This window comes from Micromonospora sp. RHAY321 (assembly GCF_023896955.1).
Classification (GTDB): domain Bacteria; phylum Actinomycetota; class Actinomycetes; order Mycobacteriales; family Micromonosporaceae; genus Micromonospora.
In genome coordinates, this window is sequence record NZ_JAMHIW010000014.1 from 66425 (window position 1) to 82408 (window position 15984).

The following is a 15984-nucleotide window of genomic DNA, read 5'->3' on the forward strand; positions in this document are numbered from 1 at the left end:
GGCAACCGTGAAGGTCAAGCCGAGCGTCAAGAGGATCTGCAACAAGTGCCGGGTTATCCGCCGGCACGGCCGGGTCATGGTCATCTGCAGCGACCCGCGCCACAAGCAGCGCCAGGGCTGATTCAGTCCATCCGGCCGGACACGGCCGGGCGGCGTTGACCTGGGCAGATCCCCAGCGACACACACATCACACATGCTCGTCCCAGCCACGAGCGGTACGCGAGACGTACCTCTGCGTGGCTGACCCCCGGTCGGAGGCCGGGGCCCGCTCGGGCAGCGACCGATCCCGGTCGCCGGCGCTGACAGCGTCGGAAAGACGGGACGGCCGGTAGCGGGGTGGGACGGGTCCACACCTCCGCCACACATCACGAGGAGTACGCCCGCACATGGCACGTCTAGTCGGCGTGGATCTCCCCCGCGAGAAGCGGATGGAGATCGCGCTCACCTACATCTTCGGGGTCGGTCGTACCCGCGCCCTGGAGACACTCGCCGCCACCGGCATCTCGCCGGACAAGCGCGCTCGGGACCTCACGGACGAGGAGCTCGTACAGCTCCGCGACCACATCGAGGGCAACTACAAGGTTGAAGGCGACCTGCGCCGCGAGGTCGCCGCTGACATCCGCCGCAAGGTCGAGATCGGCTGCTACGCCGGCATCCGGCACCGCCGGGGCCTGCCCGTGCGTGGGCAGCGGACCAAGACCAACGCCCGGACCCGCAAGGGCCCGAAGCGGACCGTCGCCGGCAAGAAGAAGCCCGGCAAGAAGTAGTTCTTAACCGGATGACGGGGCGGCCGCCGCCGAGGTAGGCCAGGCCGCAGCCCGATCCGGAAAGTCAACTAGGAGCGCACAGACTTATGCCACCGAAGGCTCGTGCCGGAGCCGCTGTCAAGAAGGTCCGGCGCAAGGAACGCAAGAACGTCGCCCACGGGCAGGCGCACATCAAGAGCACGTTCAACAACACCATCGTGTCCATCACGGACCCGACCGGTGCGGTCATCTCCTGGGCCTCCGCGGGCCAGGTGGGCTTCAAGGGCTCCCGCAAGTCGACTCCGTTCGCCGCGCAGCTGGCCGCCGAGGCCGCCGCGCGTCGGGCCATGGAGCACGGCATGCGCAAGGTCGACGTGTTCGTCAAGGGCCCCGGCTCCGGCCGGGAGACCGCCATCCGTTCGCTGCAGGCCGTGGGCCTCGAGGTCGGGCAGATCGCCGACGTCACCCCGCAGCCGCACAACGGGTGCCGTCCGCCGAAGCGTCGCCGGGTCTGAGAGGTAGAGAGAGATGGCTCGTTACACCGGTGCTGACTGCCGCCGTTGCCGGCGGGAGAAGATGAAGCTGTTCCTCAAGGGCAGCAAGTGCGATGGTCCGAAGTGCCCGTTCGAGTCCCGGCCGTTCCCGCCCGGGCAGCACGGCCGCGGCCGCACCAAGGAGACGGAGTACCTGCTCCAGCTCCGTGAGAAGCAGAAGGCCCGTCGTGTCTACGGCGTGCTGGAGAAGCAGTTCCGCGGTTACTACGAGGAAGCCGTCGGCAAGCAGGCCAAGACCGGTGAGGTCCTCCTGCAGATCCTCGAGTCGCGGCTGGACAACGTCGTCTACCGGGCCGGCTACGCCCACTCGCGGGACATGGCCCGCCAGCTGGTCAAGCACGGTCACTTCACGGTGAACGGCAAGAAGGTCGACATCCCGTCGTACCGGGTCAAGGAGCACGACATCATCGAGGTTCGGGGCAAGAGCAAGGAGCTCACCCCGTTCGTCGTTGCGCAGGCGCAGGCCGGTTCGCGGGCTGTGCCGGCCTGGCTGGAGGCCATTCCCAGCCAGATGAAGGTGCTCGTGCACTCCCTCCCGGCCCGGCAGGTCATCGACACGCAGGTCCAGGAGCAGCTGATCGTCGAGCTTTACTCCAAGTAGTCGGAGCTCGTTGCGGTGGCCCGCCCTCCGGGGCGGGCCACCGGAACAGTTTGTGTCGTGGACGTCAAATAGCGGGCGTCCCGGAAGAGAAGAGAAAACATGCTCATCAGCCAGCGACCCTCCCTCTCCGAGGAGTCGATCAACGAGACCCGGTCGCGGTTCGCCATCGAGCCGCTGGAGCCGGGCTTCGGCTACACCCTCGGCAACTCGCTGCGGCGCACGCTGCTGTCGTCGATCCCGGGTGCGGCGGTCACCTCGATCAAGATCGACGGCGTGCTGCACGAGTTCACCACGATCCCCGGTGTCAAGGAGGACGTGGTCGAGCTCGTCATGAACATCAAGGAGCTGTGCGTCAGCTCCGAGCACGACGAGCCGGTCAGCATGTACCTGCGCAAGCAGGGCCCGGGCGACGTGACCGCGGGTGACATCCAGCCCCCGGCCGGCGTCTCGGTGCACAACCCGGACCTGAAGCTCGCGACCCTCAACGGCAAGGGCCGGCTCGACATGGAGCTGACCGTCGAGCGGGGCCGGGGCTACGTGACGGCGGCGCAGAACAAGCAGTCCGGCGCCGAGATCGGCCGTATCCCGGTCGACTCGATCTACTCGCCGGTGCTCAAGGTGACCTACCGCGTCGAGGCGACCCGCGTCGAGCAGCGGACCGACTTCGACCGGCTGATCATCGACGTCGAGACCAAGCCGTCGATGGGCCCGCGGACCGCGCTGGCCTCCGCCGGTTCGACGCTGGTGGAGCTGTTCGGGCTGGCCCGGGAGCTGGACGAGACCGCCGAGGGCATCGACATCGGGCCGTCCCCGCAGGACGCCCAGCTGGCGGCGGACCTCGCCCTGCCGATCGAGGAGCTGGACCTCACCGTCCGCTCCTACAACTGCCTCAAGCGCGAGGGCATCAACACCGTTGGTGAGCTCATCGGGCGTACCGAGGCCGACCTCCTCGACATCCGCAACTTCGGTCAGAAGTCGATCGACGAGGTCAAGATGAAGCTCGCCGGGATGGGTCTGGGGCTGAAAGACTCTGCTCCGAACTTCGACCCGGCGCACGTCGTGGACACCTTCGGCGAGGCCGACTACGACACCGACGACTACCGCGAGACCGAGCAGCTCTAGTCCGCGCTGCCGCCACAACTGAGGAGCACCAAAAATGCCCACGCCCACCAAGGGCCCCCGCCTCGGCGGCAGCCCCTCGCACGAGCGGCTGATGCTGGCCAACCTGGCGACCGCGCTGTTCCAGCACGGGAAGATCCAGACCACCGAGACGAAGGCCCGGCGGCTGCGCCCGCTGGCCGAGCAGCTCATCACCAAGGCCAAGCGCGGTGACCTCGCCTCGCGGCGGCGGGTGCTGGGTGTCGTCAAGGACAAGGACGTCGTCTACGCCCTGTTCGACCAGATCGCTCCGCGTTACTCCAACCGCCCCGGCGGTTACACCCGGATCGTGAAGACCGGTCCGCGCAAGGGTGACAACGCTCCGATGGCCATCATCGAGCTGGTGGAGGAGCTTCAGGTCGCCGAGCCGAAGGCGAACAAGAAGACCGCCGCCCGCAAGGCCGCGCAGCAGGACAAGGTCGAGGCGCTCGCCCCCGACGAGGAGACCCCGCAGTCGGCCCCGGCCGACCAGGACTCCGAGCCGCCGGTGTCGGCGTCCGGTGACACCGCCGCCGCCCGCGAGGACAGCGACGAGGCCACCGAGAACAAGGCCTGATCAAGGGCAACGTCGGGCCCGGCACCCCATCGGGGTGTCGGGCTCGACCCATAACTGGAGGTACGAGGTGGACGAGCGGATCCGGCTGCGGCTGGACGTCTCGTACGACGGCACCGGCTTCTCCGGCTGGGCCGCCCAGCCGACCCGGCGCACCGTCGCCGGGGTGCTCGTCGAGACCCTGGACCTGGTGCTCGGTGCCGGTACGGCCACCGGGTTGACCGTGGCCGGGCGGACCGATGCCGGCGTGCACGCCACCGGGCAGGTCTGCCACCTGGACCTTCCCGTCGACGTGTGGCGGCAGCACGAGGAGCGGCTGCTGCGCCGGCTGGCCCGGCTGCTCCCCACCGACGTGCGGGTGCGGGCGATGACCGAGATGCCCGCCGACTTCGACGCCCGGTTCTCGGCGACCTTCCGGCGCTACGAGTACCGGGTCACCGACGCGCGGTACGGCGCCGAGCCGCTGCGCCGGCACGAGGTGCTGGCCTGGCCGAAACCGCTGGATCTGGCCGCGCTGAACGCCGCGGCGGCCGGCCTGGTCGGTGAGCACGACTTCGCCGCGTACTGCCGGCGCAAGGAGAACGCGACCACCCTGCGCGAGGTGACCCGGCTGGACTGGCGCCGCGACCCGGACGGTGTGCTGGTCGCCACCGTGCAGGCGGACGCGTTCTGCCAGGCCATGGTGCGCAGCCTCGTGGGGGCGATGCTGGTGGCCGGGGACGGCCGCCGCCCGGTGGAGTGGCCGGGCAGCCTGCTCACCCGGCAGGAGCGGTCCAGTGAGGTGACCGTCGCCCCGGCGCACGGGCTGACCCTGGTCGAGGTCGGCTACCCGGCCGACCCGGCCGAGTACGCCCGCCGCGCCGACCTCACCCGCCGGCTACGGGTCCCGGTCGAGGGCTGACACACCGACCGGGTCCGGGCGAGGGCTGGTCGCCGACGGCCGGTCCCGGTCGAGCGTTGGTCGCCGACGGTCGGTCAGTTGCCCGGCAGTCCACCGTCGCCGGTGTCGCCGCTCTGGGCTCCGCTGCTCTCCGTCGGCCCCGCGGTCGGTTGCCCGGCCGTGCCGCCGTCGGCCCGCTTCTGCAGCACACCCCGGCTGAGGTGCTGCTCGATCATGTCGAACAGGATCTCCCGGATCTTGGCGTCCCCGGACTTGACCGCCGCGCCGTCCGCGCGGACCACCAGCGCGTACGCCAGGTAGTGGCCGCGAACCTGCCACCCGACCCGCGCCGGGGCGGTGGCGATGACGTCACTGCCGTCGCCTTCGCTGCCGACGAGGCCCCGGAACCGGCCCTGCCGCTCGTCGAGCATCTGCCGGACCCGGTCCCGGGCGCGTTCCGCGCTGACCTTGTCGGTGAGGTTGAACAAGCCGGTGGTGACCAGGTGGTCGCCGTCGGGGGTCCGCAGGGTGGCCCGGACCACCTGGTTGCAGCCGAGCCGGACCAGCAGGTCGGCCACCTCGTCGGTGGCGGCGACGGCGCAACTGCCGCTGGAGTGCGTCTTGAGGACCTGGTAGCCCGGCTGGCCGTCGGTGAGCTTCAGCTCCTTGCCGGGGAAGACCTCCTTGGCGGTGAGCGGAGCCTGGTCGGTGTCCCGGGAGTCGAGGTCCTGCCGCTCGTCGGGCGTGGGCGCGGCGGCGTTGGGCTGGAAGGTGGGCGTGGCCTGCGGCTGCGGGTCGCGATCCGCCAGCAGCGCGGCGGCGCCCAGACCGCAGAGCGCGAGCAGAACCAGCACGGCCGCGCCGCCGATCAGCACCTGCCAGAGTCGACCGCCGGTACGCCCCGGTGTCGGTTCGATCGGCTGCGCCGAGGTGTAGACCTGGTCGCGCGGCGCGGCGGGCGGGATGTCGGCACGAGCCGGCGGGACGTCTTCTCGGGCCGGCGGGAGGTCGGCACGGGCCGGCGGCGGTTGGGACGACGGCAGCGCGATCTGGTTCGGTCGACGCAGCGATGGGGTGGGGAAGCGCGACGGAGAGGGCCCGGCGGGCGGGGGCGTGCCGCCGCGCACGGCCAGGTCGGACCCGGGCTCCGGGTACTCCTCGAAGACGTCCTCATCGGACTCGTACCGATACACCATGTCGCCCAGAGTAGGAGCCATTGTCCCTTTAGGGGGTAATAACGGGAAATGTGTGCGTGGGCCGTGTCGTGGCCTGCCCGGGCCGGTGCGAGAATTGCCGGCGTGACCGGCGACCACTACTTCACCGCTCAGCCCGCCAGCGATGCCCCGGCGCGCGAGGTCGAGTTCTCCGTGGCCGGCCGCGACTACCGGCTCGCCTCGGCCGGCGGCGTCTTCTCCGCCAGCCGACTCGACCCGGGCACCGCCGTGCTCCTGCGCAAGGCCGAGCTGCCCACCGCCGACACCACCGGCGACCTGCTCGACCTCGGCTGCGGGTTCGGGCCGATCGCCTCCGTGCTGGCCGACGCGGCGCCGTCGAGCACCGTCTGGGCGGTCGACGTCAACGCCCGCGCCCGCGAGCTGACCGCGGCCAACGCGGCCCGGGTCGGCGCCGCCGACCGGGTCCGGGTCAGCGCGCCGGACGACGTGCCGGCCGAGATCCGCTTCGCCCAGCTCTGGTCCAACCCCCCGATCCGGATCGGCAAGGACGGGCTGCACGACCTGCTGCTGCGCTGGCTGCCCCGGCTCGCCCCGGACGGCGTCGGTTGGCTGGTGGTCGCCCGGCACCTCGGCGGCGACTCGCTGCACCGGTGGCTCATCGACCAGGGTTGGCAGGTCGAGCGGTGCGCCAGCCAGAAGGGCTTCCGGGTGCTGCGGGTCACCCGGTAATTGGATGTCCCCCCGGCCCGCGCTGGGGCAGGATCCCGGCGTGGGATACGTGGACGTGGCAGCGGTCGGGCACATCCTGCCCGACGGTCGGGAACTCTTCGCCGACGTGTCGTTCCGGGTCGGTGAGGGCAGCAAGGTCGCCCTTGTCGGGCCGAACGGCGCGGGTAAGACGACGTTGCTGCGGATGGTCGCCGGCGACCTGCCGGTGCGTACCGGCGCCGTCGCGCGGGCCGGCGGACTGGGCGTGATGCGCCAGTTCATCGGCATGATCGGCGACGAGTCGACGCTGGCCGACCTGGCGCTGTCGCTGGCCCCGCCGCCGCTGCGCGAGGCCGGTCGCCGGCTCGGCGAGACCGAGGCGGCCATGCGGGCGGCCGAGGTCCGCGGCAAGTACAGCACCGCCGCCGGCAAGGCCCAGCTGGCGTACGCCGACGCGCTGGGCGCCTGGGGCGAGGCCGGCGGGTACGACGCCGAGGTGCTCTTCGACACCGTCGCCACCATCGTGCTCGACCAGCCCTGGGACGGTGTCCGGGACCGGCCGGTCCGCACCCTCTCCGGTGGACAGCAGAAGCGCTTCGCGCTGGAGCTGCTGCTGCGCGGCCCCGACGAGGTGCTGCTGCTCGACGAGCCGGACAACTTCCTCGACGTGCCCGGCAAGCGCTGGCTGGAGGCGCGCCTGCGCGAGTCGACCAAGTCGGTGCTCTACGTCTCGCACGACCGCGAACTGCTGGCCCAGACCGCCGACCGGGTGGTCGCCGTGGAGGGCGGCAGCGCCTGGGTGCACCCGGGTGGCTTCGCCAGCTGGTACGAGGCGCGGGTGGCCCGGCACGCCCGCCTCGACGAGCTGCGCCGCCGCTGGGACGAGGAACATCAGAAGCTGCGCGAGCTGATGCTGATGTACAAGCAGAAGGCGGCGTACAACGACGGGCTGGCCTCGCGGTACCAGGCCGCGCAGACCCGGCTGCGCAAGTTCGAGGAGGCCGGGCCGCCGCCCGTACCGCCGAAGGACCAGGACATCCGGATGCGACTGACCGGCGGGCGGACCGGCAAGCGCGCGGTCGTCTGCCAGCAGCTGGAGCTCGACGGCCTGACCTACCCCTTCGACCTGGAGATCTGGTACGGAGACCGGGTGGCGGTGCTGGGTGCCAACGGCACCGGCAAGTCGCACTTCCTGCGGCTGCTGGCCCGCGGTGGCACCGACCCGGACCCGGCCAACGGGCCGGTCGACGGCGCGGGCGCGCTCGCGCCGGTGGCGCACGACGGCACGGCGCGACTCGGCGCACGCGTGCGCCCCGGGCACTTCTCCCAGACCCACGACCGTCCGGAGCTGATGTCGAAGACGCTGGTCGAGATCCTCTGGCGGGGCGACGAGCACCGGACCGGGATGGACCGGCACGCGGCGATGGGGGTGCTCAGCCGCTACGAGCTGGCCGCGCAGGGCGACCAGCGCTTCGGCACCCTCTCCGGCGGGCAGCAGGCCCGTTTCCTGGTGCTGCTGCTGGAGCTGTCCGGGGCGACCCTGCTGCTGCTGGACGAGCCGACCGACAACCTCGACCTGGCCAGCGCCGAGGCGCTGGAGGCGGGCCTGAACGCGTTCGAGGGGACCGTGATCGCGGTTACCCACGACCGTTGGTTCACGCGCTCCTTCGACCGGTTCGTGCTGTTCCGGGGTGACAGCGAGGTGGTGGAGACACCGGAGCCGGTCTGGGACGTCGGCTGAGCGAAGGGACGGGCCGCTCTGCGCACGGCAGGAGTTGACAGGTGGCCCGTCCCTGCTCAGGCATAGGGTGGATCTCGTGACTGAGATGACCTATCGCCGGCTGGGCGACTCCGGGCTCGTGGTGTCCGTCGTCGGGATCGGCTGCAACAACTTCGGCCGCAAGCTCGACCTCGACGGCACCCAGGCGGTGGTGGACGCCGCCCTGGACGCCGGGATCACCCTCTTCGACACCGCCGACATCTACGGCGAGCCGCAGGGCGGCTCCGAGGAACTGCTCGGGCAGGCGCTCAAGGGACGCCGGGACGACGTGGTGGTGGCCACCAAGTTCGGCATGGACATGAACGGCCTGAACGGGCCGGACTTCGGCGCCCGGGGATCGCGGCGCTACATCGCCCGCGCGGTCGAGGCGTCGCTGCGCCGGCTCGGCACCGACTACATCGACCTCTACCAGGTGCACGAGCCCGACCCGGGCACCCCGATCGACGAGACGCTGGCGGCCCTGGACGACCTGGTCCGCGACGGCAAGGTGCGCTACCTGGGCAACTCCAACTTCACCGGCTGGCAGATCGCCGACGCGGACTGGGTCGCCTCGTCCAACGGCCGGGCACGGTTCATCAGCGCGCAGAACCACTACAACCTGCTGCAGCGGTCCGTGGAGACCGAGGTGATCCCGGCGTGTGAGCGGTTCGGGCTCGGCATGCTGCCGTTCTTCCCGCTCGCCAACGGCCTGCTCACCGGCAAGTACCGGCGCGGCGCGCAGCCGCCGGCCGGCAGCCGACTCTCCGGCGGCGGGCGGTACGCCGAGCGCTTCGCCGCCGCCGACTGGGACACCATCGAGGCGATCGAGGCGTACGCGGCCGAGCGAGGGTTGACCATGCTCCAGGTGGCGATCGGTGGGCTGGCCGCCCAGCCGGCGGTTAGCTCGGTGATCGCGGGCGCCACCACGCCCGAGCAGGTGCACGACAACGCCGCCGCCGGCACCTGGGAGCCCACGGACGAGGACCTGGCGGCGCTGAGCGCCATCCTCTGACGACCGCGTCGACGGGCGGCTGTGCCGCCCCGGCCGTCGCCCGGACACGACGGAGGGCCGGACCGTGCGGGACGGTCCGGCCCTCCGTCGTGGCGGGGCGTCGCAGCGCCCCGGGTGGTCAACTGGTTCGGCGTCGGCTGAACAGCATGGGCACCGCCACCGCCAGCGCGGTCAACACCAGGGCGGCCAGTGCGACCGGCCACCACCACGTGCTTCCCTCCGCCCGGTCGGCCGGGGCCGGTGCCGTCACGGCGACCGGTGCGGGCGCCGGAGGTGACTGCGCCGGCCGTGCCTGGATCTCGGCGGCGGCCTGACCGGCGTTCGGCGCCGGGGCCTTCACCGTCACCCGCCACGTGCCGGGGGAGAGCACGGGGCCGCTGCTGTAGAAGCCCTGTCCCTCGGGTTGCGGTTCCAGTTGGACCGGGCCGAGCCGCCGCCCCTCCGGGCCGGTGCCCGTGAGGGTCAACCGCACTGGCTTGTCCAGCCGGTGCCCGTCGGCGTACGTGGCCTGCACGGTCACCCCGTCGGCCCCGTCGCCGGCCACGGTCAGCTTGAGCTTGCCGGTGTGCGCCGCGGCCGGCGCGGCGGCGGACAGGACCAGGGCCAGTCCGACGAGCAGGGCGGCGAACCCCTTGCGGATACGCGTCACGGACCTCTCCTCACTGCGGATGAGGGAGGCCCCTCCCCGGCGCCGGAGCGTCGGGGAGGGGCCTCGTCGGATCAGAGCTGGCGACCGGGGGCGAGCCGGGTGGCGTCGCCACCGAGCCGACCGGTGCCCTTGACGGGCTCGCCGTCGTTCGCCTTCACCCCGGCCTTGCTAGCCGCGCCGCCGAGCCGGACGATCATGGCGTCGGCGTCCCGGACGAGGACGTCCCGGATCTCGGCCTCGGACACCAGGGCGGCGTTCGTGGCGAGGGTCCGGAAATCGGTGAGCTGCTTGACCGCCTTCGTGTCGTTGCCCGACGCCTCGGCCTTCCGAGCCGCGTCGAGCTTCGCCGTCAACTGCTTGTGCGCGTTGGCCGACAGCCGCGACGTCGCCTTGAACCGGTCCAGCAGGTTCTGCATGTCCCGGAACGAGGTGGTGACGAAGAACCGGACCTCCGAGGTGGTCGTGTTGCCCGCCTTGTCGGTCGCGGTCACGGTCAGCTCGTGCAGGCCGAGCGGCAGCTCGTACATGGCCTGCAGGGTGCCGCTGGCGTACGGCCGGCCGTCCAGGTCGCCGACCACGCTCGCGATGCCCGAGGTGGGGTCGACGGCCTGCCAGGACACCCGGAGGTCCTGGCTGTCCCCGTAGAGCTGGCCGTCGGCGATCCCGGACACCAGCAGCGTCGGCTTGGTGCCGTCGATGCGCAGCACCGCCGACTTGAGCGTCTCGGCGTTGCCCGCCTTGTCGGTGGCCCGGAACAGCAGCTCGTGCTGCCCGTCACCGGTCACCTCGACCGGCGTCGTGTACGGCGTCCACGCGCCACCGTCCAGCGACCACTCCACCGCCTTGACCCCGGAACCGGCATCGGTCGAGGTCAGCACGACGGGGATCGTCCCGTCGTGCCAGCCGGCGTCGTTCGCGGGAGCGAACGACGCCGAGGTGACCGGCGCGGTGGCATCGATCTTGACCGTGACGGTCTTCGTCGACTCCACGTTGCCCGCCTCGTCGGTCGAGCGGAACCGCAGCTCGTGCTCGCCGTCGCCGCTGACCGCCACCGGAGCGGTGTAGTCCGTCCAGGTGGTGGCCCCGTCCAACTGGTACGCCGTGCCGGCCAAACCACTGCCGCCGGCCTCGTCGGCGCCGGTCAGGGTGACCGTCACCGGCCCCGTGTACCACCCGTCGGTCGGGGTGCCGGAGACCGCCGCCGTGGTCACCGGCGCGGTCGTGTCGGCCGCCTCGGTGCTGAGCCGGAAGTAGTCGAACCCGGCGGTCTTCGAGGCGGTCTGGTTGGCACCGAGGGTGAACAGCCCGACCTTCGGGGTGGCCCCGACCGCGGCGTTGGTGAGCGCCGTCAACGCGGTCCAGGTCGTCCCGTCGGCCGAGTACGACGCGGTGAAGGTGTCGCCACTGCGGGCCAGCCGCAGGTACCACACCGCACCCGTCAGGTTCGCCGCCTCCGGCTGCGGGTTCTGGACCGCCCCGCCGATCTCGCTGCGGAACTCGATCCGCCGCGTCACCGGCTGACCGGCCTGGTTGTCCGCGATGTAGTCGAACTTCAGGTAGTTGTCGTCGTCGGCCTGCACGATCAGGCCGGCCTGCTGGTACTGCTCGTTCAGCAGGCTGCCGTCGACCTTCGTCTCCAGGGTCCAGTCGCCCGAGGGCGCGGTCTGGAGGATGAAGTTCTTCGGCCCGGTGTTGTCGCCGCCGTAGATGTCACCGTTGGGCACGTCGATCCGCAGCGCGCCACCGGTGACCCGGTAACCGTTCGGGTCCTCCCGCAGGATCGCGTTCCAGCGGCACTTGTCCAGCGTGCCACCGGTGAACTCGTCCGACGGGTCGACCGGGCCGGCCGGGGCGTCCGGCGTGACCTGGAACGAGTCGAAGGCGGCGTCGACCACCGGTGCCTCGGTGCCGCCGTTGAGCGCGAAGACCCCGATCCTCGGGTTGGTGATGCCAGCGAGCGCGGCCGAGCGGCCGGCCGGGGTGAAGGTCTGCCCGTCGGCCGAGACGGCCGCCGTCAGGTTCGTCCCGTCGCTGGTGATCCGCAGGTACACGGTGTCACCCGCCGGCGCGGCGACGCTGTCGGCAGCCTCGTTGCGAGGCGTGCCGGCCGTCTCCCGGATGAACTCCACCCGCCGGCTGCCGTTGTACAGCAGGTCCAGCTTGGCGTAGTTGTCGTCGTCGCCGTACACCAGCAGGCCAGCCTGCTGGTAGTTGGCCGTCACCGGCAGGGTGACCTTGGTGGTCATCTCCCAGGGGCCGGTCGGAGCCGCCTGAAGCACCAGGTTGGTGGCGTCGTTGCGGGCGCCGTAGAGGTCACCCACCGCGGTGGGCAGCCGCAGCGCGCCCCCGGAGACCGAGTAGAGCTGGTTCTCCCGGACCACGCTGGTCCACCGTGCCTTGTCGAGGCTCGTGCCGTTGAAGTCGTCCGAGCGCGCCCCGAAGCAGGACGTGTCCGGAGCGTCGACCCGTACCGGCACGGTCGCGTACGACTTGGCGCCCTTGCTGTCGGTCACCGTGAGGGTCGCGGTGAACGTGCCCGGGCTGGTGTACGTGTGGCTGGCGTCCACAGTGGTCGCCGTGCCGCCGTCACCGAAGTCCCAGGCGTACGTCAGCGGGGTGTCGCCCTCGGCGTCGGTGGCCGTGCCGTCGAACGCGACGGTGACCGGCGCGGTGCCGGTCGCCGGGCTGGCGGTGGCGCTCACCGTCGGCGGAGCGTTCTCGGTGACTCCTCGGCCGAGGAAGTCCATCCAGTTGACGTTGAGCAGCGACCCCGCGCCGCCGTTCGGGTCCCGGGCGACGAAGTACAGCGTGCCGCTTCCGGCGCCGGTCACCGGCGCGGTCACGTCCGTGTACGTCTGCCACCCGCCGGTGCCCGGCACGGTGGCCGTGGCGACCACCGGTCCGTCGACCGCTCCGACGCGGACCTCGATCCGGCCGCCGGAGACGGCCGAGGCGGCCCGGAACCGGATGTCGGTGATGTTGGTCAGGTCCGCCGGGGCGAGCGACCACCAGTCGCCGTCCTCGATGAACCCGATGTTCTGGCCGCCACCGGCGGTGTCGGCGCTGGTCTCCCGCTGCACGCCCGGATCCCCGCCGCCGGTGCTGACCGGCGCCCGCCCGGTGGCGGTGAAGAACTCGGCCTGCTTGCGCTTGGGCTGCAACTGCTCGATGGCCCGCCCGGTGAGCGGTCCGGCTCCGCCGTTGCCACCCTTGTCGGTGTACGTGGCCTCGAAGACCCCGAAGACGTTCGCCTCGGCGCCGTGCCCAGACGCCAGCGACGTCTGGACGGTGCCGGTGCAGCCGGTGTGCTGCTCCAGCGGGTGGGCGTGCTCGTCGTGACCGAGGAGCACCTGGAGCTGCACCCGGTCGCAGTCGATCTGCCCGTCCTCCGGGTCGGTCACCTTGACCGTGTAACGGACCTGGTCACCCCACTCGAAGAATCCGCCGTCCGGCGGGAACTCGATGGTCACCGTCGGTGCGGTGTTGCCCACGGTGACAGGTACGTTGGCGACCGCGGTACGGCCCTTCGGGTTGGTCACGGTGAGCTGGGCGGTGAAGTTGCCCGCCGTGGCGTAGGTGTGCGTCGGGTTCGCCTCGGTCGAGGTCTGCCCGTCGCCGAAGGTCCAGGCGTAGGTGAGCGTGCCACCGTCCGGGTCCCGCGAGCCGGCGCTGGAGAAGGCGACCGTCAACGGTGCCGCACCCGAGGTCGGGGTGGCGCTCGCCGCCGCGATCGGTGCGCGGTCGCCGGCGATGTAGTCGATCCGGTAGACGCCGGAGTTGTCGTTGTTGCCGCCGAAGCCGCTGCCCCACTCGATCAGGTACAGCGCACCGTCCGGGCCGAACTCGAAGTCCATCGGCCGGATCATGCTCATGCCGGTGAGCAGCTGATTGATGTCCACCAACGACTTGCCGTCGTCGGTCACCTGCATGGTGTACATCTTGTTCTGGTTCCACTCGCCCAGCAGCGCCTTGCCGTCGTAGTACGCCGGCCACTTCCGGTCGGAGTCGAGGTCCGCGTCGTACCGGTAGACCGGGCCGCCCATGGGGGCGCCACCGCCGCCGATCTCCGGGTACCGCGCGTCACCGGCGTAGCCGTAGTCGACGGTGGCCGGGATGGCCGGCGGGAGGTTGGTCAGGCCCGTGTTGTTGGGCGAGTTGTTCACCGGCGCCGCGCAGTCGAACTTCGCACCGCTCGGGCCGGAGGGGAAGGTGAAGTCGTTGTACGCCTCGTTGGTGCCGGTGCAGTACGGCCAGCCGTAGTTGCCCGGGGTGCCGACGATGTTCCACTCGACCAGGCCGCGGGGGCCCCGGGTCGGGTTGTCCGCGTTGGCGTCCGGCCCGTAGTCGGCGACGTAGAGGGTGTTGCTGCCCGGGTCGATGCCGATCCGGAACGGGTTGCGGAAGCCCATGGCGTAGATCTCGGGACGGGTCTTCTCGGTGCCCGACGGGAAGAGGTTGCCGGCCGGGACGGTGTACGTGCCGTCGTCCTCCGGGTGGATCCGGATCACCTTGCCGCGCAGGTCGTTGGTGTTGCCGGAGGTGCGCTGCGCGTCGAAGTCCTGACGGCCCGGCCGCTCGTCGAGCGGCGCGTACGAGCTGGACTCGAACGGGTTGGTGTTGTCACCGGTGGCCAGGTAGAGGTTGCCGTTGCCGTCGAAGGCCATGCTGCCGCCGGCGTGGCAGCAGGTGTTGCGCTGCGTGTCGACCCGCAGCACCTGCTTCTCGCTCGCCGGGTCGATGGTGTCGCCGGTCACCGTGAACCGGGACAGCAGGTTGCGCGCGATGCCGTCGTTCGGGGCGTAGTAGAGGTAGACCCACTTGTTGGTGGCGAAGTCCGGGTCGAGCCGGATGCCGATGAGACCGTCCTCGTTGCCGGTGAAGACGTCCAGGTCGACCGCCGTGACGGTGTTGCCGGTGTCCGGCTTGACGATCTGCACCCGGCCGTCGCGCTCGACGTAGAAGACCCGCCCGTCCGGGGCGATGTCCAGCTCCATCGGGTTGCTGGTGTTGCTGTCCAGCGTCACCTTCTCGAAGCTGGCGGTCTTCGAGGCGCCGCAGTCGGCGTCGGCCACGCCCGCGGCGGTCCGGATGCCGCCGAGCAGGTGGCTGAGGAACTCCGGCTCCGCGTACGACTCGCGGGTGTGCCCGCCGCCGGTGTACCAGGAGCGACCGCCGTCGAAGTCCTGGCACCAGGCGATTGGGTGGTCGGCACCCATCGCACCGGCGCCGGGGGTGTAGCTCTTCTCGTCCAGGCTGGCCAGCACGTGCACGTCCGGCCGAGGGTTGGTCTGGTAGTTGTACCACTCGTCGAACCGGGACCAGCGGTCCGGCAGTTCGCTGGTGGAGGGGTGGGCGTGGTCCTCCACCTTGACGGTGGCCTGCTGGTTGGCCGGGTGGTTGGCGAAGTACGCGCCGACCAGGTCGCCGTACCAGGCCCAGCTGTACTCGGTGTCCGAGGCGGCGTGGATGCCGACGTAGCCGCCGCCGGCGCGTACGTAGCGCTCGAATGCCGCCTGCTGCTCGGCGTTCAGCACGTCGCCCGTGGTGGAGAGCCAGATCACGGCCTTGTACTTGGCCAGGTTGGCGTCGGTGAACGCGCCGCCGTCCTCCGAGTTGTCCACAGTGAACCCGTTGGCGGCGCCGAGTTGCTGGATGGCGGCGACGCCGGTGGGGATGGAGTCGTGCCGGAAGCCGGCGGTCTTGGAGAAGACCAGGACGGAGAAGGGATCGTCAGCGGCGGCCCTGGGTGCCTTCGGCACCACCTGGCTGACCGGGGTCGCGGCGTGCGCGTCTCGCGGGGGCACCTGCCCGGCGGCCGGTGCCGCCTGTGCGGGTGCTCCGAACAGGGTTGTCGAGGCGAGGGCGAGGGAGATGAGGGTCGCGGTGATGGGTACTCGGGCACGACGAGATGGGGACACGCCGCCTCCTATGTCTCGGTGGACAGGGATCGCGGGGGCCGGCTCGCCGAAGACCGTCCCAGATGGAGCTGGTGCGGGTGCCGTGCCAGGGCGCCCACGCCAGCATTTTTGTCGAATCGCTGAACAAATTAATTCTGCTGGATCAATGTCCGGCAAGATGCCGGCGGGTAACGGTTCTGCAACGGGGGGCGACATTCCGAACAGGACCGCATGAAGCGCCCAGCGGATCTCGTCGCGCGTCGGGATCGAGGCCCGTCGGTCCCGCCCACCC

Annotated in this window: 13 protein-coding genes; 10 read left to right on the top strand and 3 right to left on the bottom strand. The window is 71.2% G+C overall.

All coding sequences use genetic code 11. The features are described from left to right. Positions 1–7: 7 nt before the first annotated feature. The 7 genes from rpmJ to truA all read left to right on the top strand — a co-directional run bounded on the left by rpmJ (position 8) and on the right by truA (position 4513). Positions 8–121, top strand: coding sequence for a 50S ribosomal protein L36 (gene rpmJ / locus M8C17_RS24310; protein WP_043965539.1), 114 nt, complete (start codon positions 8–10; stop codon positions 119–121). A gap of 265 nt (positions 122–386) precedes the next feature. Next, on the top strand, positions 387–767 hold the full coding sequence (gene rpsM / locus M8C17_RS24315; RefSeq protein ID WP_007465236.1) for a 30S ribosomal protein S13: 381 nt from the start codon (positions 387–389) through the stop codon (positions 765–767). 86 nt (positions 768–853) lie between these two features. Continuing rightward, the gene (gene rpsK, locus M8C17_RS24320) at positions 854–1261 is read left to right on the top strand and encodes a 30S ribosomal protein S11 (protein ID WP_030329919.1); all 408 of its coding nucleotides are present in this window, start codon (positions 854–856) and stop codon (positions 1259–1261) included. Positions 1262–1274: 13 nt separating this feature from the next. Continuing rightward, entirely contained in the window at positions 1275–1901 is a 627-nt protein-coding gene (gene rpsD / locus M8C17_RS24325) for a 30S ribosomal protein S4 (protein WP_179781028.1), read from the top strand. A gap of 99 nt (positions 1902–2000) precedes the next feature. Further along, complete coding sequence (locus M8C17_RS24330) at positions 2001–3023, top strand: DNA-directed RNA polymerase subunit alpha (protein ID WP_089018953.1); 1023 nt, start codon at positions 2001–2003, stop codon at positions 3021–3023. A 34-nt stretch (positions 3024–3057) separates the two neighbouring features. Continuing rightward, entirely contained in the window at positions 3058–3615 is a 558-nt protein-coding gene (gene rplQ / locus M8C17_RS24335) for a 50S ribosomal protein L17 (protein ID WP_252418874.1), read from the top strand. 67 nt (positions 3616–3682) lie between these two features. Beyond that, entirely contained in the window at positions 3683–4513 is an 831-nt protein-coding gene (gene truA / locus M8C17_RS24340; RefSeq protein WP_252418875.1) for a tRNA pseudouridine(38-40) synthase TruA, read from the top strand. A gap of 74 nt (positions 4514–4587) precedes the next feature. Here the strand turns inward: truA and M8C17_RS24345 are convergent, their stop codons facing one another. Beyond that, a complete protein-coding gene (locus M8C17_RS24345; RefSeq protein ID WP_252418876.1) occupies positions 4588–5688 on the bottom strand; it encodes a hypothetical protein in 1101 nt (366 codons plus the stop codon). A 102-nt stretch (positions 5689–5790) separates the two neighbouring features. On the opposite strand from M8C17_RS24345, the gene M8C17_RS24350 reads away from it, so the two are divergent. The 3 genes from M8C17_RS24350 (at position 5791) to M8C17_RS24360 (ending at position 9146) form a co-directional block, all read left to right on the top strand. After that, entirely contained in the window at positions 5791–6396 is a 606-nt protein-coding gene (locus M8C17_RS24350; RefSeq protein WP_252418877.1) for a class I SAM-dependent methyltransferase, read from the top strand. Positions 6397–6436: 40 nt separating this feature from the next. Further along, entirely contained in the window at positions 6437–8116 is a 1680-nt protein-coding gene (locus M8C17_RS24355; RefSeq protein ID WP_252418878.1) for an ABC-F family ATP-binding cassette domain-containing protein, read from the top strand. A 67-nt stretch (positions 8117–8183) separates the two neighbouring features. Further along, positions 8184–9146, top strand: a complete 963-nt coding sequence (locus M8C17_RS24360) for an aldo/keto reductase (protein WP_252418879.1) — start codon at positions 8184–8186, stop codon at positions 9144–9146. A gap of 118 nt (positions 9147–9264) precedes the next feature. Here the strand turns inward: M8C17_RS24360 and M8C17_RS24365 are convergent, their stop codons facing one another. Both M8C17_RS24365 and M8C17_RS24370 read right to left on the bottom strand, forming a co-directional pair. Then, positions 9265–9795: a hypothetical protein gene (locus M8C17_RS24365; protein ID WP_252418880.1), complete on the bottom strand. Its 531-nt coding sequence runs from the start codon at positions 9793–9795 to the stop codon at positions 9265–9267. Between the two features lie 71 nt (positions 9796–9866). Then, complete coding sequence (locus M8C17_RS24370; RefSeq protein ID WP_252418881.1) at positions 9867–15713, bottom strand: ThuA domain-containing protein; 5847 nt, start codon at positions 15711–15713, stop codon at positions 9867–9869. Between the last annotated feature and the right edge of the window lie 271 nt (positions 15714–15984).